This is a genomic window from Kitasatospora indigofera (assembly GCF_014655955.1).
GTDB lineage: Bacteria > Actinomycetota > Actinomycetes > Streptomycetales > Streptomycetaceae > Kitasatospora > Kitasatospora indigofera.
Genome location: NZ_BNBO01000038.1, coordinates 14519 through 33270, shown reverse-complemented (window position 1 = coordinate 33270; position 18752 = coordinate 14519). Strand labels below are relative to the sequence as shown.

13 protein-coding genes are annotated in these 18752 nt (G+C 74.4%); 4 read left to right on the top strand and 9 right to left on the bottom strand.

The window, feature by feature from the left end; all coding sequences use genetic code 11:
• The first annotated feature begins 375 nt into the window (after nucleotides 1–375).
• Complete coding sequence (locus IE329_RS40865) at nucleotides 376–1269, top strand: M23 family metallopeptidase (RefSeq protein WP_229927786.1); 894 nt, start codon at nucleotides 376–378, stop codon at nucleotides 1267–1269.
• A 156-nt stretch (nucleotides 1270–1425) separates the two neighbouring features.
• Here IE329_RS40865 and IE329_RS26920 read toward each other — a convergent pair whose 3' ends face one another.
• A complete protein-coding gene (locus tag IE329_RS26920) occupies nucleotides 1426–2103 on the bottom strand; it encodes a TetR/AcrR family transcriptional regulator (protein ID WP_190213579.1) in 678 nt (225 codons plus the stop codon).
• A 185-nt stretch (nucleotides 2104–2288) separates the two neighbouring features.
• Between IE329_RS26920 and IE329_RS26915 the strand changes: the two genes are divergently transcribed.
• The gene (locus tag IE329_RS26915) at nucleotides 2289–3917 is read left to right on the top strand and encodes an MDR family MFS transporter (RefSeq protein ID WP_190213578.1); all 1629 of its coding nucleotides are present in this window, start codon (nucleotides 2289–2291) and stop codon (nucleotides 3915–3917) included.
• A 63-nt stretch (nucleotides 3918–3980) separates the two neighbouring features.
• Here the strand turns inward: IE329_RS26915 and IE329_RS26910 are convergent, their stop codons facing one another.
• Nucleotides 3981–4874, bottom strand: a complete 894-nt coding sequence (locus IE329_RS26910) for an A/G-specific adenine glycosylase (protein ID WP_190213577.1) — start codon at nucleotides 4872–4874, stop codon at nucleotides 3981–3983.
• Nucleotides 4875–5189: 315 nt separating this feature from the next.
• On the opposite strand from IE329_RS26910, the gene IE329_RS26905 reads away from it, so the two are divergent.
• Nucleotides 5190–6104: a hypothetical protein gene (locus tag IE329_RS26905; protein WP_190213576.1), complete on the top strand. Its 915-nt coding sequence runs from the start codon at nucleotides 5190–5192 to the stop codon at nucleotides 6102–6104.
• Nucleotides 6105–6190: 86 nt separating this feature from the next.
• Here the strand turns inward: IE329_RS26905 and disA are convergent, their stop codons facing one another.
• Nucleotides 6191–7249 carry a DNA integrity scanning diadenylate cyclase DisA gene (gene disA, locus IE329_RS26900; protein ID WP_190213611.1) on the bottom strand — a complete coding sequence of 353 codons (1059 nt, stop codon included), beginning with the start codon at nucleotides 7247–7249 and terminating at the stop codon, nucleotides 6191–6193.
• Between the two features lie 179 nt (nucleotides 7250–7428).
• The gene (gene radA, locus IE329_RS26895; protein WP_190213575.1) at nucleotides 7429–8979 is read right to left on the bottom strand and encodes a DNA repair protein RadA; all 1551 of its coding nucleotides are present in this window, start codon (nucleotides 8977–8979) and stop codon (nucleotides 7429–7431) included.
• Nucleotides 8980–9150: 171 nt separating this feature from the next.
• Here radA and IE329_RS26890 point away from each other — a divergent pair, with 171 nt between their 5' ends.
• A complete protein-coding gene (locus IE329_RS26890) occupies nucleotides 9151–11304 on the top strand; it encodes a BACON domain-containing protein (protein WP_190213574.1) in 2154 nt (717 codons plus the stop codon).
• Between the two features lie 83 nt (nucleotides 11305–11387).
• On the opposite strand, the gene IE329_RS26885 is transcribed toward IE329_RS26890, so the two are convergent.
• From IE329_RS26885 to IE329_RS26865, 5 genes are all read right to left on the bottom strand, one after another.
• Complete coding sequence (locus IE329_RS26885) at nucleotides 11388–12722, bottom strand: DUF1254 domain-containing protein (RefSeq protein ID WP_190213573.1); 1335 nt, start codon at nucleotides 12720–12722, stop codon at nucleotides 11388–11390.
• 150 nt (nucleotides 12723–12872) lie between these two features.
• Nucleotides 12873–14198 carry a DUF1254 domain-containing protein gene (locus IE329_RS26880; protein ID WP_229927785.1) on the bottom strand — a complete coding sequence of 442 codons (1326 nt, stop codon included), beginning with the start codon at nucleotides 14196–14198 and terminating at the stop codon, nucleotides 12873–12875.
• A gap of 418 nt (nucleotides 14199–14616) precedes the next feature.
• Nucleotides 14617–15375: a bestrophin-like domain gene (locus IE329_RS26875; RefSeq protein ID WP_190213571.1), complete on the bottom strand. Its 759-nt coding sequence runs from the start codon at nucleotides 15373–15375 to the stop codon at nucleotides 14617–14619.
• 311 nt (nucleotides 15376–15686) lie between these two features.
• On the bottom strand, nucleotides 15687–16736 hold the full coding sequence (locus tag IE329_RS26870) for a family 2 encapsulin nanocompartment cargo protein polyprenyl transferase (protein WP_190213570.1): 1050 nt from the start codon (nucleotides 16734–16736) through the stop codon (nucleotides 15687–15689).
• A 325-nt stretch (nucleotides 16737–17061) separates the two neighbouring features.
• Nucleotides 17062–18489, bottom strand: coding sequence for a family 2B encapsulin nanocompartment shell protein (locus tag IE329_RS26865; RefSeq protein ID WP_190213569.1), 1428 nt, complete (start codon nucleotides 18487–18489; stop codon nucleotides 17062–17064).
• Nucleotides 18490–18752: the final 263 nt, after the last annotated feature.

Genomic DNA, 18752 nt, shown 5'->3' with positions numbered 1-18752 from the left:
CACGCCCGGGCCCCGCCGGGGCCCGGGCGGGCGGCCTTCTGACGGTGAGCCACGGCACACCGCGGGCGGGGCCGCCGGTGGCACTGGTCACAGGGCGGGCGCCGGTACTAGCGGCGGTAGGAGGCCGCCCGGCGGGCGGCCCGCGACGGGCCGCCGGGCCCGCAGGTCGCCCCACCGACCATCCGACCATGATCAAATACGCCGATCATTACTCCGACAGCCTGAAGTTCGGACCTCACGATGACTACACGCCGTAGTACGTCACACCGTTTGGGACTCCGCTCGGTAACGGTTTACACCTGAGTGGTCCCCCGCTCTGCACGCCCTACCGGGCTCAGTGCTGTCCCCGTACGCCCCGTGAGGTTGAGCATCCCGATGTCCACCGTCCCGAACCTGGGGCCGGCCCTGCGCCGCCTCGCCACCACCGCAGCCACCCACGCGGTGTCCTGGCAGCCCCGACTCGGCCAGGCCGCCCGTACCCACCTCGCCCCGCTGCGCACGCTCCACGCGCCGCTGTCGGCCCTGCCCCGCACCCGCGTCCGGGCCGCCACCGCGGCCGGCGCCGCCGCGGTGATAGTGGGCGGCGTCCTGGTCGCCGGGGTGCCCGCCAACGCGTCGGCCCAGACGGTCATACCCACCACGCCGGGCATCTCCGCCTTCACCTCCCCGCACGGGGAGGCGCCCGCCGCCGGGCTGGTCCAGGTCGCCGGACCGAGCGCGTACCAGGTCAAGCATGCCCCCGCGCACGACTCGGTCGCGGTCGCCGCCAACCTCGCGGCGCCGGTCCCGATCCCGGTGCCCGCCCCGGCCCCCGCGCCGGAGCCCGCGCCCGAGCCCGCACCGGCCCCCGCGCCGGCCCCGGCCTGGTCCGCCCCCGTGCCGAACGCCCCGACCAGCAACCCGTACGGGGTGGCCAACCCCGAGTACGCGGCCGGCTACCACACCGGCGTGGACTTCGCGGTGGACCCGGGCACGCCGCTGCTCGCCGTCGGCGAGGGCCGCGTGGTCTCGGCCGGCTGGGACGGCGCGTACGGCAAGGAGGTCGTCCTGAAGCTGGCGGACGGCCACTTCGCGCAGTACGCCCACATGTCGGAGCTCGACGTCAGTGCCGGCGACCACGTGACGGCCGGGGAGCAGATCGGCGCCTCGGGCAACACCGGCAACTCGACCGGGCCGCACCTGCACTTCGAGATCCGTTCCAGCAACCACTACGGCGCCGTGATCAACCCGATCGCGTTCCTGTCAGGGCACGGCGTCACCGACTTCTGACCGGCGGCGGCCGGCCCGCCACGCGGGCGCCGGGGACAGCGCCCGCGGCCGCAGGAGGACGGCGAACGGCCGGCCGGGTACCCACCCGGCCGGCCGTTCGGCCTCGTCGCCCCCGTCACCCGCCCGGGCGCCGTGACGGATCCCGCCGACGCCCGGTCAGGCGTCCTTCGGCTCGATCAGGGCCGCGATCTCCAGCGCCACCGTCAGGGCCGCCGACAGGCTCTCCGCGAGCGCCTCGGGCTTCGCCTCACCGCAGGCACCCCCGGCCTCGCCGTTCCGGGCGAGCGGCTCGGCGGGGCCCTCGGTCGCGCCGTGCTTCAGCAGGAACATCGCCGAGTTGATGGTGAACAGCGACATGGTGGCGCGCAACCGGTCCTCGAAGGTGGCGCCGGGGCCGTGCACCAGGCGGATCATCGCGACCATCCGCTCCTTGAACTCCAGCCCGGCCGGGGAGTCACGCATCGCGGGCTGGTTCTCGTGGAAGAACCGCAGCAGCGGCGCCCGCTCGGACATCCCCGCCCCGAAGCGCCGGACCAGCTCGTCCCGCAGCTCGGGCGACCAGGGCTTCTGCTCGCCCCAGGCGATCGCCTCGTCGATCGGCGCCGACATGGTGTCGACGATGCCGTGGACGATGTCGTCCTTGGTCTTGAAGTGGTAGTACAGCGCCGCCTTGGTCACGCCGAGCCGGTCGGCGATCTCGCGCAGCGAGGTCTGCTCGTAGCCCTGCTCGGAGAACAGCTCCAACGCCACGTTGATGATGCGCTCCCGGGTGTCACTGCGGGGGCTCTGCGTCGTACCCATGGCGTCCTGGCCTGCCTCAGACTGCGTTGACATTCGGCGAGTACCGGTCCCGGACGCTCACCACTGGGTCCATTCTCCCTGCCCAGGGCTTCCGCTCCGAAACCGGCTTGACGCCCGGCTCGGGACAACCTACCGTGCCGACGAAAGTATAACTAGCCGGTCGTCAAGTAAGTTCCCTCGGAACCGGGCGTCCGGCACCCTCTCCTGGGAGAAGCGTCATGCCACACAAGCAGGTCGGGAGCGCGGAGGACAGCTCCGCCGCCGCAGCCGAGGAGGTCCCCTCGGACGCTCCGGCAGCCGCCGCGAAGGACTCCGAGCCGCAGTTCCGCTCGCCCCGCGAGATCCGGCTGGTGATGATCGGCCTGGTCGTCACCATGCTGCTCGCCATGCTCGACAACCTGATCGTCGGCACCGCCATGCCGACCATCGTCGGCGACCTCGGCGGCGGCGAGCACCTGTCCTGGGTGGTCACCTCGTACACCCTGGCCACGGCGGCCTCGACCCCGATCTGGGGCAAGCTCGGCGACCTCTACGGCCGCAAGGGCACCTTCCTCACCTCCATCGTGATCTTCCTGGTCGGCTCGGCGCTCTCCGGCCTCTCCCAGAACATGAACGAGCTGATCGGCTTCCGCGCCCTGCAGGGGCTCGGCGCCGGCGGTCTGATGGTCGGCGTGATGTCGATCATGGGTGCGCTGATCCCGCCGCGCGACCGCGGCAAGTACCAGGGCATGTTCGCCGCGGTGATGGCCCTGGCCACCATCGGCGGCCCGCTGCTCGGCGGCTTCATCACCGACCACTTCAGCTGGCACTGGATCTTCTACATCAACCTGCCGCTGGGCATCGTCGCGCTCGGCGTGGTCGTCGTCACCCTGCACCTGCCGAAGGTCCGCTCGACCGCGCGGATCGACTACGTCGGCGCCGTCCTGCTCACCACCGGCATCACCGCGCTGACCCTGATCACCACCTGGGGCGGCCAGGAGTACGCCTGGGGCTCGAAGCAGATCCTCGGCCTGGCCGCGCTCGCCGTCGCCTCGCTGATCGCCTTCTGTTACGTCGAGCAGCGGGTCGAGGAGCCGATGCTCCCGCTCAGCCTGTTCACCAACCTGAACTTCACGCTGGTCTCGGTGATCGGCTTCATCGTCGGCTTCGTGATGTTCGGCTCCACCGTCTTCCTGCCGCTCTACCAGCAGACCGTCCAGGGCGCCTCGGCGACCAACTCGGGCCTGCTGCTGATGCCGATGATGCTCGGCATGCTGGTGATCTCGCTGGTGGTCGGACAGGCCGTCACCAAGACCGGCAAGTACCGGATCTTCCCGATCATCGGCACCATCGTGATGACCGGCGGCATGCTGCTGCTCTCCACGATGGGCACCGGGACCAGCACCTTCACCTCCGCCTGCTTCATGGTGGTGCTCGGTGCGGGCATGGGCTTCCTGATGCAGATCACCATGCTGGTCGCGCAGAACAGCGTCGAGCTCAAGGACATGGGCGTGGCCAGCTCCACCGCCACCCTGTTCCGGACGATCGGCGGCTCCTTCGGCGTCGCGCTGTTCGGCGCGCTGTTCAACAGCCAGGTCACCGCGACCATGAAGGACCGGCTCGGCGACCAGGCCGGTGCGGGCGCGGGTGCCAACCCCGGCCAGATGACCCCGGCCGCGCTCCGGACGCTCCCCGCGCCGGTGCAGGACGCCTACCACCACGCCGTCGCCAACGGCATGCACACGGTGTTCCTGTGGGGGGCCGCGGCCGCCCTGATCGCCGTCGCCGCCGCGGTGTTCATGCGTGAGGTGCCGCTGCGCGGCACCGGCGAGCCGGCCGAGAAGAACCTTGAGGCCGCCGCCGTCTGACCCACCCCGAAGGCCCCGTCGCGACACCTGTCACGACGGGGCCTTCGGCCTGCTCCCGGCCCCCTACCGGGGCAGCCGGTAGACGCCCTGCTCGACCGGCTCGACCAGCCCGTCCGCCACCAGGCCGTCCAGCGCCCGGGCCCGCTGCACCGGCTCCGGCCAGACCTCGTCCAGCCGGGCCTGCGGCACCTCGCCGTGGGCCTCCCGCAGCACCGCGAGCAGCTTGCCGCGCACCTGCCGGTCGGTGCCCTCGTACGTCTGGCCGCGCCGGGCCGGGCCCTCGTACGGCGGCCGGCCGGCCAGCTGCCAGGCGCAGTGCCGCCTCAGCGGGCAGGCACCGCACTCCGGGCTCCGCGCCGTGCAGACCAGCGCGCCCAGCTCCATCACGCCGACCGCCCAGGTCGCGGCGGTCTCGGCGGCCTCCGGCAGCAGCGTGGTCGCCGTCCGCCGCTCGGCCGCCGTGGTCGCCTGCGCGGGGTACTCGACACCCGTCACGGCCCGCGCGAACACCCGGCGGACGTTGGTGTCCAGCACCACGTGCCGCTGGCGGAAGGCGAAGGAGGCGACCGCCGCCGCCGTGTACTCGCCGACCCCGGGCAGGGCGAGCAGCGCGGCGTGGTCGTCCGGCACCTCGCCGCCGTGCGTGGTGGTGATCGCGGTGGCGGCGCCGTGCAGCCGCAGCGCGCGCCGGGGGTAGCCGAGCCGCCCCCACATCCGGACGGCCTCGCCGGGCGCGTCCGCGGCCAGGGCGGCGGGCGTGGGCCAGCGCTCCAGCCAGGCCTCGTAGACCGGCAGCACCCGCTTGACCGGCGTCTGCTGCAGCATGAACTCGCTCACCATCACCGCCCAGGGCGAGGCGTCCGGGGTGCGCCAGGGCAGGTCGCGCGCGTGGGCCTCGTACCAGTCGAGGACGGTCGCGTGCAGCAGCGGGGCGGGGGCGGTGGAAGTGGTAGCCATGACCCCCCGATCCTCCCACGGGCGCGCCCCACCGTGTGCCCGTCCCGGGACGGCCGCGGGCGGGCCGCCGGGCACCGGCCGGCCGCACCGGCGCCCGGCCCGGAAGGTTCCGCGAAGTCGTCCGGGACCGGGCTCCGGAGCCGTCCGGACGCCCCGGCCGCACCCTCCGTGCACCAAGGACCCGCCCGCCGGCGCCGGCGGGCGCCGCGCCGGACGGCTCCCCCATCCGGCCCAAATTGCGGATCATGTGAAGGAAGGGGCGACAGTGAGGTGTTGGTGCATCAAGGGACGCACACTCTCTCGTAGAGTTTGCGCGTGCCTTCTCTGCGTCAACCCGTGGGACCGCTGCCGGCCTCGATCTACTGGCGTCGGCGAGTCGTCGTGCTCGCGGCCCTGGCCGCGGTCCTCGCCCTGGTCCTCTGGCTGACCTCCGATCAGGGGGGCGGCGGGGGACAGCACAAGACGGCCAAGCCCCTCCCCTCCCCCGCCCAGGCGATCACCCCGGGCGCGGCTCCGACCGGCCCGGCCGTCACCGGCCGCCCGGGCGGCCCCGGCGGCGGCTCCGGCAGCGCCGGCACCGGCTCCGGAGGCGTGTCGGGATCCGGCGGCGGCGACGTCAGCCTGACCGGCGGCGCGGACGGCGGCAGCACCCCGGCCCCCGGCGGCGGCACCGCCGCGGGCGGAACGACCGCCCCCGGAACCGCCGGCGGCGGAACGGCCGGTGGCACCACGGGCGGAACCACCGGTGGCGGTACGGCCGGCGGCACCACGGGCGGCGGCACCGGGGCCCCGCCGGTGAACACCGCCGAGGTGATGGCCCTGCCGGTCTGCGCCTCCTCCCAGGTGACGCTGGAGCTGTCGAGCGCTCAGAACGCCTACCAGCCCAAGGACAAGCCGCGGCTCGCCCTGACCGTGCGCAACGCCGGCACCGCCGGCTGCCGGGTCGACCTCGGCCGGGTCAGCTCGCTGATCACCCTGACCGCGAGCAACGGCGAGCGGATCTGGTCCTCCGGGGACTGCCCGACGGACCGTCAGAGCACCTGGGTGCAGATCGCGGCCGGCAGCGGCCTGACCGAGACCTTCACCTGGGACCGCAGCCGCAGCAAGCCGCAGTGCGCCTCCCCCGACGCGACGGCCGCGCCCACCGGCAACTACCTGGTGGTGGCCGACCTGTCCGGGCTCTCCGGCGGCCAGGTCTCGGCCCGCTCCTCCATCCGCCTGGAGAGCTGACCGGCCACGGCCCGTACGACGGACGAAGGGTCCCCGGGGGAGCTCCCCCGGGGACCCTTCGCCGTTCGGCCGGACGGCACGACCGGTCAGACGTAGCGCTCCAGGATGGACGACTCCGCGAGCCGCGACAGGCCCTCGCGGACCGAGCGGGCCCGCGTCTCGCCGACGCCCTCGACGGTCTGCAGGTCGTCGATGCTGGCGGCGAGCAGCTTCTGCAGCCCGCCGAAGTGCTCGACCAGCCGCTCCATCACGGTGTTCGGCAGGCGCGGGATCTTCGCCAGCAGGCGGTAGCCGCGCGGGGAGACCGCGGAGTCCAGCGACTCCGGGGTGCCCGAGTAGCCGAGCGCCTTGGCGACCGTCTGCAGGTCGAGCAGCTCGGAGTGGGTGAGCGCCTCCAGGTCGGCGAGCACCTCCGGCACCGTCCGGCCCCGCTTGGCGGCCCGCTCGGGGAAGTAGTCCCGGGCGACCAGCTCGCGCTCGGGCTCGACGCCCTGGATCAGCTCGTCCAGCTGGAGCGAGAGCAGCCGGCCGTCGGTACCGAGCTCCAGCACGTAGCCGGCGATCTCGGTGGCGATCAGCCGGACCATCTCCAGCCGCTGGGCGACGGCGGTGACGTCCCGGACGGTGACCAGGTCCTCGATCTCCAGGGCGGAGAGCGTGCCGGCCACCTCGTCCAGGCGCAGCTTGTAGCGCTCCAGGGTGGCCAGCGCCTGGTTGGCCCGCGACAGCACCGTGGTCGAGTCCTCCAGGACCCGCCGGGTGCCGTTGACGTACATCGCGATCAGCCGCATCGAGTGCGAGACCGCGACCACCGGGAAGCCGGTCTGCTTGTTGACCCGCTCCGCGGTGCGGTGCCGGGTGCCGGTCTCCTCGGTGGGGATGCTGGGGTCGGGCATCAGGTGCACACCGGCCCGGACGATCTTGGTGATGTCCTTGTCCAGCACCACCGCGCCGTCGAGCTTGCACAGCTCGCGCAGCCGGGTGGCCGAGAACTCGACGTCCAGGACGAAGCCGCCGGTGCACACCGACTCGACGGTCTTGTCGAAGCCGAGCACGATCAGCCCGCCGGTGTTGGCCCGCAGCACCCGCTCCAAGCCGTCGCGCAGCCCCGTCCCGGGCGCGATGGCACTGAGGGAAGCCCGCAACAGGGCCTCCTCACGGGAGGACTTGTCCGCCCGGTCGCTGGCTGCCACGTGACTCCTCCGGTCGACCTGCCGTGCGCCTCGCGCCGTGCGCCGGCCTACGGTCTATCGCGCTCATTACTGCCTTATTGCCAATTAGACAGGGGAAAGTCTAACTGCGTGCGGCAATAACAGGGCCTGGGTCAGCCCAGTTCGTCGGAGTCGACCGGCTCCCAGCCCTCCATCAGCTCCTCGGGGTAGGCCGCGACGGGCGCCCGGCGGGGTGCGGGGGGCGCTTCGCCCCGGGCCCCGGCACCGGTGTCGGCACCGGTTTCGGCGCCGCCCCGGGAGCGTGCCTCGGTGCGCGGCTTGGCCGCCGCCCGGCGCCGGCCGGGGATGGCCCGCAGCGCCTCGCCGATGTCGGCCACCTCGACCACCTTCATGCCGGGCGGCACCTTGCCCGGGTCCGGCGGGACGAGCGCGTGGGTGAAGCCGAGCCGGTGAGCCTCCGCCAGCCGGCGCTGGACGCCCGTCACCCGGCGGACCTCGCCGGCCAGGCCGACCTCGCCGATCGCCACCAGGTTGCTCGGCAGCGGGGTGTCGGAGGAGGAGCTGGCGACGGCCAGCGCGATCGCCAGGTCGGCGGACGGCTCGGTCAGCTTCACCCCGCCGACCGTCGCGGTGTAGATGTCCTGCTTGCCGAGCTTGACCCCGCCGTGCCGCTCCACCACGGCCAGGATCATCGCGATCCGCGGCGACTCCAGGCCGGAGGTGGTCCGCCGGGGCGAGGGGATCTGCGAATCCACCATCAGCGCCTGCACCTCGGCGACCAGCGGACGGCGGCCCTCCAGCGTGACGGTGAGGCAGGTGCCGGGGACGGGCTTGTCACGCCGGGTCAGGAAGAGGCCGGACGGGTCGGCCAGCCCCACGATGCCCTCGTCGTGCAGCTCGAAGCAGCCCACCTCGTCGGTGGCGCCGTACCGGTTCTTGATCCCGCGGATGATCCGGAGCCGGGCGTGCCGGTCGCCCTCGAAGCTCAGCACCACGTCGACCAGGTGCTCCAGCAGGCGCGGCCCGGCGATCGAGCCGTCCTTGGTGACGTGCCCGACCAGCAGGGTGGCCATGCCGCGCTCCTTGGAGACCCGGATCAGCGCCCCCGCCACCTCCCGGACCTGGGACGGGCCGCCGGGCGAGCCGTCCAGCTCGGCGGAGGCGATGGTCTGCACCGAGTCCAGGATCAGCAGCCCGGGGTTGACCTGGTCGATGTGGCCGAGCACCGCGCCGAGGTCGGACTCGGCGGCGAGGTAGAGGTGGTCGGAGAGGGCGTTGATCCGGTCGGCGCGCAGCCGGACCTGTCCGGCCGACTCCTCGCCGGTGACGTACAGCGTGCGGTGCTGGTCACTGGCGGCCTTGGCCGCGACGTCCAGCAGCAGGGTGGACTTGCCGACGCCGGGCTCGCCGGCCAGCAGCACCACCGCGCCGGGCACAATGCCGCCGCCGAGCACCCGGTCCAGCTCCGGCACGCCGGTCGTCCGCGCGGTGGCGACCTGGCCGTCCACCTGCCCGATCGGCCGCGCGGGCGCGCTGACCGGGCCGGCGGCCGTCGTCCGGATCGGGACGGCGCCGTACTCCTCGACCGTGCCCCAGGCGTTGCACTCGGGGCACCGGCCGACCCACTTGGGGAGCTGGTTGCCGCACTCCGTGCAACGGTAGGCCGGGCGCGGCTTGGCGGTGGTCTTGGTACGGGCTGCCATGCGGCCCACCGTAGCGCCTGCCTCCGACAGTCCCGGCCGGCCGCCGGGGGCCGGCCCGGCGCGACGGCCCCGGTGCGGCCGGGACACGGGTGGGTGGTGTTGTTACCCGAAAGAAGTACAGCGGGCCCGAATCGCCCGGCCCGGGCCCGCCGGCTGTCTACCGTCGGGCGGGTGACTACGCGTGTGGAAAGGTCCCGCAACCCGGTGCTCGCGGCCTACGACAGCAGGCTGGACGGACTGTTCACCTACTGCCTGTCGGTGCTGTGCGAGCACGAGGCGGCCGTCGAGGCGGTCCTGGACGTCCGCGAGCTGGCCCTGCGGCACGGCGAGCGGCTGGCCGAGCCCGGCCTGCTCCGGGCCTGGCTCTACTCGCTCGCCCGGTACTGCTGCCTCCGACGCCTGGAGCGCGGCCCGGTGGGCGCCGCCGAGGACCGGCCCGACGGCCCCGCCGCCGAGGCCCGGGCCCGCACCGGCGACCACCGCGAGGAGCTGGCCGCGCTGGCCTGGCCCGAGGCGGCCGGGACGGACCCGGAGCAGCGGGAGGCGCTGGAGCTGGCGGTGCGCCACCGGCTCAGTCCGATCGAGGTGGCGGCGGTGCTCGGGGTCCCGGCCGACACCGCCAGGGCGCTGCTGGCCTCCGGCGGCACCGAGGTCCGGCGGACCAGGGCGGCCCTGCTGGTCCTGCTGGTCGGCAGCTGCCCGGAGCTGGATCGGCTGGCGGGCGCGGGCGCGGAGAGCTGGTGCGGTCCGGTCTCGGCCGGGCGCGGTCCGCAGCCCGACGGCGGGCGGGTGCTCGGCCCCGGGCTGCGCCGCGAGCTGGTCCAGCACGTGGTCGACTGCCCGACCTGCCGGGGGACGTCGGAACGGGTCGCCGGCGAAGTACGGGAGGGGCTCACGGGTCTGCCGGGGCTGCCGATGCTCACCGCACCGGCCGCGGCCCGCTTCGCGCCGGCCGGCCCCACCGGCGCCACCCGCACTCCCGACCGCTTCGGCCCCGGCCTGACCGCCGTGCCCACGCCGGCGGCGGCCGGCCCGCATCCGGCACCCGGCACCACGCCGTCGGCCCCGGCCACGCCCCCGCCCGCGCGCGCGGCCCGGGCGGCCCGCGGCGGCCAGGGTGCGCCGGCCGGCCCCGCCCGCAACGGCGCGCCCGCCCGGCCGCGGGGGGCCTCCGGGCCGGCCGGCGCCGCGTTCCTGGCCGGCGCCGCCGCCGGGCGGCGGGCGGCCCGGGCGGCGGGCCGCCACCAGCCGGAGGAGCCGGGCCTGCGCTTCGACCAGCGGGGGTTCCCCCGGCACCGGGCACCCGCCCCTGGGCGGTCCGGGGCGGTCCGCCAGCGGGTGCTGACCACCGGGGTCCTCGCGGCGGTGCTGGCCGCGCCGGTGGTCGCGCTCTGGGCCGGCCACCAGAACGGCGGGGGCGCCGACGCCGCCGCCACGGTCTCCTCGGTGCGCGTCGACGACGACGCCCGCTCCGCGGGCCGGGCGGCCACCGGCGAAGCGCCGCAGGTCCCGGCGCCGGCCGACGGGCCAGGGGCCGGGGACACCACCGGGCAGACCGGCGGTGCGCTCGAACTGGCCGGGGCCCTGCCCGCAGAAACGTTGTTCCCCAAGATCCAGGGCCCCGCCGTGCCCGTCCCCGCCCTCGGCTCGACCCCGATCGCCAGCCCGGCCCTGCACTCGGCGCCGATGCCGATGCCCGCCGCACCCGGGCCGGCTCCGGCCGGGCTGCTCACGGTGGAGGCCGCCGAGTACGGCAGTCGCACCGTGATCACCATGACCAACTCGGGAGGGACCGAGATCCACTGGCACGCCGTCCTGGACGTGGACTGGCTGCGCCTCAGCCGCGACGCCGGGACGCTGGCACCGGGCCAGCGGATCACCGTCACCGTGACGGTCGACGAGGACCGCGCCCCCACGGGGGCCTGGACGGCCCGGATCGCGCTCCCGCCGTCCCAGGCCGTGGTCACCCTGGAGGGAGGCCCGCACCAGCGCGGCGGGAGCCCGTCGGCCCCCGCCGACCCGGCCACCGGCACGGGCAGCGGCACGGGCCCGTCCACCGGGCCCACCCCCGGGACGCCGGCCGGCACCCCGACGGGTTCGCCCGGCACCGCACCCGCCACCCCGGCCCCCACCGGCACGCCCTCCAGCACCCCGACCGGCACGCCGTCCTCCGGGCCCACCACCGGCCCGGCGCCCTCCCCCGGCGACGGCGGCCCCACCGCGTCCCCCTCGGCCCCCGCCGCCTCGCCGTCCGCCGGGCCGCCCTCCCCCGCGGGCACCGGCGGCCGCCACCAGCGGACCGGGGACGGGACGGCCCGCCGATAGGCCGGGCCGGCGGCGGGCCGGGGCCCGCGGGCCAGGGCCGCCGCCGACCCGGCAGCGGCCCTGTGGCGGCCCGGCAGCGGCCCTCAGCGGGGCCGGATCGGCGGCAGCCGGTACGTGCCGTCGAGCACCGCGGCCTGCGGCTGGTACAGCCGGATCATCGGCCGGAAGTCACCGGCCGGGGTGGGCAGCCAGTTGGCCGCCTCGGCCCGGTCCGCCGGCCGCTCGCGCTGCAGGACGAGGGTCAGCGAACCGTCCTCGCCGCGGACCAGCCCGGGGGTGCGGTCACCGATCGAGTACCGCTCGGCCGGGTTCGCGACCAGGTAGTAGTCGGGCAGGGCGTACATGGTGACGGACCAGAAGGCGTCGACGGGCGGCGGCTCGTCGAACCGCATGGTGTACGAGCGCTCGCCGGTCAGCTGCCGGCCCTCCTCGTCCAGGAACGCGGTCGCGTACACCGCCTCGTACGCGTGGTTGCCCCAGAGACCGGCCCGGGCCGCCGCCGCCCGGGTCAGGTAGGCCGCCCGGCGGTCGGCGATCCGCCACCGCGGGTCGTCCAGGGTGCCGGGGCCGAGGTGGTCGAGGTTGTAGTCGAAGAGGTGGAGGTTGGCGCTCCAGTCGCCGCCCGGCCGGCCGTCGGCCGGGCGGGTCGCCTCCTCCACCCGCTGCTTGCCCGCGGCCAGCCCCTTGACCAGCGCGGCGGTCCACTCGGGGGCGGCCGCGCGGTAGGGCGACGGGCCTTCGTCCAGGAGCCCGAGCGGCGAGAACCGCCGTTGGTACTCGACATCCGCGGCGGCCGGCGGGAAGGCGGCCTGCCAGACCCGCAACCGCTCGAAGAAGGCCAGCTCCGCCGGGACGGCCGGGTCCGGCTCCGGCAGGCCGGCCGGGATCCCGCCGGGCTCCGCCGGAGCGACCGTCAGCAGCTCCTGGAGCGCCTTGATCCGGGGCAGGTCGGCGGGGCCGTCGCAGGCGATCCGGCCCACCACGGTGGCGACCGTGGTCGGCGAGGTGATCACCCGGGCCCCCTCCGGCGGCGATCCGTGCCATCCCGGCGGCACGATCAGCCAGTGCTGCTCGGCGGTGCCGGTCGCCCGGCGGCCCACGTAGGCGAAGTTGTTGCTCCAGGCGTCGACGAACTGCAGCACGTAGTACCCGCCCGCGGTGTCCGGGACGTGCAGCTCCAGCGGGCCCACGGAGAGGTCGAGCTGGGCGATCGAGTAGACGGTGTCGTTGTTGACCGAGACGAACTCGTCCGCCGGGGCGGCCAGCTGCGAGGCGTGGCTGAACCGGTTGAACGGCGCGGGCGGGAGGCTGCCGAGGCCCTCGGCACCCACGTGGCCGACCATCGAGAGGTCGGCGACCAGCGGATAGCCGTAGATGTAGGCGTCGGCGGCGAGGGCTTCGAGCGCGGGCTCGGTCATACGAGGTCCTTCCGGGCGGGGCGGCCGGCCGGGGCATCCGCGTACGGGCCGCGGGTACGGGGGTGCGGGCTGCGGGGGTGCGGGCTGCGGGGGTGCGGGCTGCGGGGGACGGGGACGGGCCCGCCGGGGCGGGTGGTCCCGGCGGCGGGGTCAGCGCGGGGTGAGTTCGGGCAGCGTCCAGTCCCCGTCCAGGACGGACCGGTCCGGGCCGTACAGCCGGAGCACGATGCTGAACGGGCCGTCCGGCGCGGGCAGCCAGTTGGCGCTGTGCTCGGCGTCGGCCGGCCGCTTCACCTGGATGTACAGGGTGAGGCCGCCGTCGGGGTCGCGGACCAGCCCGGGGGTGCGGTCGCCGATCGACCAGCGCCCGAGCGGGTTGTCCACCAGCAGCCGGTCCGGCAGCGCGTACATGGTCGCCGACCAGAAGAACTCGGCCGGGGGCAGCGCGCCGGGTGCGAAGCGCAGGACGTAGTCCCGGTCGGCGGCGTCCGGCGGCCGGTTGCCCTCGCTGTCGGCCACCCACCCGCCGTACCAGGCCTCCTCGACCGGCAGGCCGTACAGGCCCTTCCTGGCGGCGACGGCCCGCCCCAGTGGGTCGTCGCCGATCTGCTCCCGGGTACCGAAGAGCCCGTCAGCCCTGGTCACCACGGCGGCGGCGTGGTCCAGCTCGGCCCGGCCGTCGGCGATCCCGCGCTCGATCTCGGCCCGCACCCCGACCGGCAGCGCGGCGGGCTCGAACTCGCCCCGGCCGTCGACGCCCAGCGCCGCCAGCCGGCGGCGCAGGTCGGCCTCGGCGGGCAGCACCGGGAAGAAGCCGAGCAGGAAGTCCAGGAAGCTGAAGAACTCGACGGTGCCGAGGACCTCCTCGCGCCAGACCGGCCACACCGGCTGCGGCGCGGGCGGCGGGGCCCCGGTGCCCGTGTACTCGTGCAGCGGGCGGAGCCGGTACTGCTCCTGGACCGCCCTCAGCTCCGCCACGTCCTCGGGGGACGTCCCGGCGAGGTAGGTCCGGCCGAGGATCCCGGCCAGCTGGGTCACCGTCCGGATCACCCCGTCCACGCCGGCCGGCACCTCGCCCTGCCAGCCCGGCCCGGCGATCAGATGGTCGCCCGCCCCCGGGCCGGTCGCGCGGGAGCCGACGAAGCCCGCGTACACGGTGTCCAGCTCGTGCACCGGAAGCACGTAGTAGCGGTCCTGGGCGGGCACCGAGATCACCCACGGCTCGGCGCGCAGGTCGAGCCAGGCCCACGAGTACGGGGTGTCGTTGTTGGGCGTCACCACGTCCGTGTTCGCCGGGGTGGACGGCTGGGAGTAGTGCCGGAAGACACCGAAACCGCCGACGAAGCGCGGATCGGCGTCGTCGACGGCCTGCGGGTACATGGTGCGGTAGTTCTCCAGGAGGGCGTAGCCCCAGACCCAGGCCTCCGCGGCGGTCGGGCGGATGGTGTCCGGGTCGACGAGCGTCGGGTTTCCCATGGCGACGGTCTCTCCTAGGCAGGGCACCGATGCGGACATAGCAGTACAAAAGGATGCTATGTGCCGCCGAATGGATCAGCACTCTGCGCGCCGCGGACGGGCGTGGCGGAGACCCGCCGGGCCGGAACAGGCCGGAGCGGGGCGGAGCAGGCCGGAGCGGGGCGGAGCAGGCCGGAGCGGGGCGGAGCAGGCCGGAACGGGCCGCCGCCCGGTGGCCCGGAGGTGACCGGACGACCCGGCCGGCGCCTCGGTAGCGACCCGCGGCTCGACGCCCCCGCCGGAACGCCGCCGGCCGGGGCGGCGGGCGGCCGGAGCCGGTCCACCGCCCCGGCTCGTGGCTCCGGACGCCACCGAGGACGTCCGCCGACCTGGCCGGCGGACGTCCTCGGTGCGCGCCGGCCGGGCCGGTACGAGCTGGTCAGCGCGGGGGTGGCAGTCGGTTGAGGAAGACCTCGAAGGCCGTCGGCTTCACCGCCGTCACCCCCGTGAACGGGAAGTCCATCTCCTTGATGACGATCAGTGAGATCACCACCAGGCCGCTCAGGGCCAGCACCATGAGCGTATGGGAGAGCGTGTTGGAGAGGCCGAACAGGAAGGTGAAGCCGACCGTCAGGACCGCCCCGGCGATCAGCGCCACCCAGAGCAGCGTCGGCACCTCGTCGTCCACCTGGTTCAGCCGCTGGCGCCGCTCCGAGGCCAGCTTCTCCAGGTGGCTGACGGCGTGCTCGTAGAGGACGTTCTGCTGCTCGTTCTCGGGCTTGATCGAGAAGACGTCCGAGCGCATCCCGTACACCAGCTGGGTGGCGTCGGAGCTGCTGCGGTGCTCGGCCATCAGCGGCCACTCGGTGTCCATCACCAGGCGGGCGTAGTCGAGGGTCCGCTTCTCCAGCTGGGGGCCGAGCGGCGCCGGGAGCTCGCGGGAGATCCAGTAGATGCCGGCCAGCGAGTCGGCCTCCTGGAAGGTGGTCTTGCGGGCGGAGTCGTTGTTCTCCCAGACGGCGATCACCACGAAGGCGAGCAGCACGGCGTAGAGCACGCCGACCGCGGCGAAGATGAAGCCGGCCACGTCGTTGTGGGCCTCGCGGACCGGGTGCGGGACGTAACGCTGCAACAGTTTCAGGGCAGCGGCCAGGCAGAGCAGGACGATGACCAGGGTGCCGATGTCCATCCAACTCATGGGCTGTTCCTCGTGATCGGGCGGACTTTCATGATCAGGTGGAGCGGGGTGCCGGCCGGGGCGGCCCGGGGGCCGTCACAGCGGCCGTCACAGCGGCCGCCGCACGGCGGGCGGGCGGGCGGAGGTACGGCAGGGCGGGCCGGGGTACGGCCACGCGGGACGCGCCACGGCGGGGCGGGCCCGCCGGCCGGACCGGGCGGCCGGGAGGGCGCAGGGGCCCCGCCGGGCGGCTCGGGACGCGGGCCGGTGGGCGCACACGGTCGGTGGGCGCGTACGGTCAGCAGGCGCGTACGGTCAGCGGCCGCGCACGGTCAGTGGCTGCGCCGGGTGACCAGTTCGGCGAGCGCCAGCAGGTCGTCGGCGTCGGCCGGCTCGGGCACCGCCGCCGCCAGGTGGGCGATGGCGGCGGCCATCCGCTCGCAGGACTCGCCCTGGGCCCAGGCCCGGCCGCCGGACACCTCCACCGCCCGGGCGCAGCGGGCGAGCTCCTCCTCGGTCAGCCGGCGGTCCAGGCCGTAGAGACCGGCGAGCACCGCGGCCTCGGCCGTACCGGTGCCGAGCGCGGCGACCACCGGCAGGGACTTCTTCCGGGCCACCAGGTCCGCGCCGACCGGCTTGCCGGTGACCTCGGGATCGCCCCAGATCCCGATCAGGTCGTCGATCAGCTGGAACGCCAGGCCGATCTCGCGGCCGAAGGCGTCCATCGCCTGCGCGACCTCCTCGCCGGCCCCCGCGTACAGGGCGCCGACCGCGCAGGCGCAGCCGAGCAGGGCGCCGGTCTTGGCCTCGGCCATCGCCAGGCATTCGGCGAGCGAAACGTCACTGCGCTGCTCGAAGGCGCAGTCCGCCTGCTGACCGGCGCACAGCTCGACCACGCAGTCGGCGAGGCGCCGGACGGCGGCCTGCGCCGCCGGGTGGGGGTCCTCGGCGAGGGTGCGCAGGGCCAGCGAGTGCAGGGCGTCACCGACGAGGATCGCCTCGGTGGTGCCGAAGACCCGCCAGGCGGTGAGACGGTGACGCCTGGTGTCGTCGCCGTCGATGACGTCGTCGTGGAGCAGCGTGAAGTTGTGGATCAGCTCCACCGCGGCGGCCGCGCGGGCCGCGGCGGCCGGATCCCCGCCGAGGGCCTGGGTCGCGGCCAGCACCAGGGCCGGCCGGATCGCCTTGCCGGACGGCCCGGCCGCCGGGGAGCCGTCGGCCTCGGACCAGCCGAAGTGGTAGGCGGCGACGCGTTGCAGTGATGGTGGCAGGGTGCCGACGGCCGCGCGCAGAGCGGGATCGACGGACTCCCTGGCCCGGGCGAGCACGTCGTCGACGTCGCTGCCCTCCCGATGGTCCCGTTCCACTGCGAAGATCCCCATGGTTCCTCCCCTGCTGCGAGAACGCTGTCCTGGTGGTGCGCCGCACCGGCGGTTCGCGCGCCGGCGTGCTGTGCGGTCGGGCCGGCCCGGGTGGCGGTGGACCGTGGAGACGGTGGGGTGCGCTTCCGGCGGACTGTGCTGCCGGCGGGCTCCGGCGGGCTGTCGGGCCGACGGGCTGTTGGGCCGCCCGGGCGCGGCTCGCGGCCCGGCCCGGGCGCCCCGGGGTTCAGGACGGCCCGGGCCGGGCCGGTGAATCCGGCCGGCGATCGGCGGAATCCGGGAATTCGGCGCCCGGCACCATTCGGCGGGCGCCGGTAAACGGCTGTCAGTCCCTGGGCCGGGCGACGTCGACGTTCTCCAGCACGCCGATCGCGTCGGGCACCAGAATGGCCGCCGAATAGTAGGCGCTGACCAGGTAGGAGATGATCGCCTTCTCGTTGATGCCCATGAAGCGGACCGAGAGGCTGGGCTGGTACTCGTCGGGAATGCCGGTCTGGTGCAGGCCGACCACGCCCTGGTTGTCCTCGCCGGTGCGCAGCGCGAGAATCGAACTCGTGTGCCCGTCCAGGATCGGAATCTTGTTGGACGGGAAGATGGGCACCCCCCGCCAGGCCGGGACATGGTGCCCCTGCACCTCCAGCGCGTCCGGGTAGAGGCCGCGCCGGCTGCACTCCCGGCCGAATGCGGCGATCGCCTTGGGATGGGCCAGGAAGAACTTGGTGCCCCGGCGCCGGCTCAGCAACTCGTCCATGTCGTCGGGGGTGGGCGGGCCGGAGTGGGTCTGGATGCGCTGGTCGTAGTCGGCGTTGTGGAGCAGGCCGAACTCGCGGTTGTTGATCAGCTCGTGCTCCTGCGCCTCGCGCAGGGCCTCGATCGTCAGCTTCAACTGCTGCTCGATCTGGTTCATCGGCTGGTTGTAGAGGTCGGCCACCCGGCTGTGCACCTGCAGCACCGTCTGGGCGACGCTCAGCTCGTACTCGCGCGGTGCGAGTTCGTAGTCCACGAAGGTGCCGGGCAGCTCGTGCTCGCCCTCGTGGCCGGCGGACAGCTCGATCTCCGCCTCGCCGTGACGATTCTGCGCGGCCTGGGAGCCCGCCAGGTAGGCCAGGATCTGCCCGCGCAGGGCCTCCGAGCGGTCCGCCAGCTCCTGGAAGGCGGGCCAGGGCAGCGCGAGCACGGTGCCGGCCGTGGCCGCCTTGACGGTGTACTCCCAGCCGGCGTCGGCCTGCAGCAGGGCCTCGTCGCCGAGGTGGTCGCCGTCCGCGAGGAAGCCGACCACCGTCTCGTCGCCGTACTTGCCCCGGCCGATCTTGTTGACCTTGCCGTGGGCGATCAGGAAGACCTCGTCGACCGGGCGGCCGGCCTCGACCAGCACCTCGCCCGCGGAGAAGTCGCGCTGGACGAAGCGGGCCGCCAGCTCCGCCAGCAGGCCGTCGTCCTCGAACCCGCGCAGCACCGGCAGCTCGCGCAGCGAGGGCGGGACCAGCCGGACGTCCGCCCCCGTCTTGACGAAACTCACCCGGCCACGCCCGACCGCGTACGTGAGGCGCCGGTTGACGCGGTACGTACCGCCGGCCACCTGCACCCAGGGGAGCATCTTCAGCAGCCAGCGGGAGCTGATGCCCTGCATCTGCGGCGCGGACTTGGTGGTGGTCGCGAGGTTCTTCGCGCCCGCCGTGCCAAGGCTCTGCTGCTGCCGGGTTTGCGCCTGCCCGCCCTGCGCAGGAATACCGACATTGGTTTCGGTCGACATACGGGAACCCTTCGTGCTAACCGAATGAAGTGTCGCCTTGCACCAATCATGGTGGGGCCGTTCGAGCTAACCTGCAATCACTCTTTCGAGTGGTCGAGATCGCAGGATAATTAGTACGACTGGATCAGTTGAGCGATTACGGTTCGACCCCCGTTCGAGCCGCGGGAAGGACGGGCGGACGCCGTCCGGCACTCGCCGCTAAATCGCCCGGAGGGCTTTCGAAATCCCGTCGAAAAGCACCCGGAAATACCATTCGACCCATT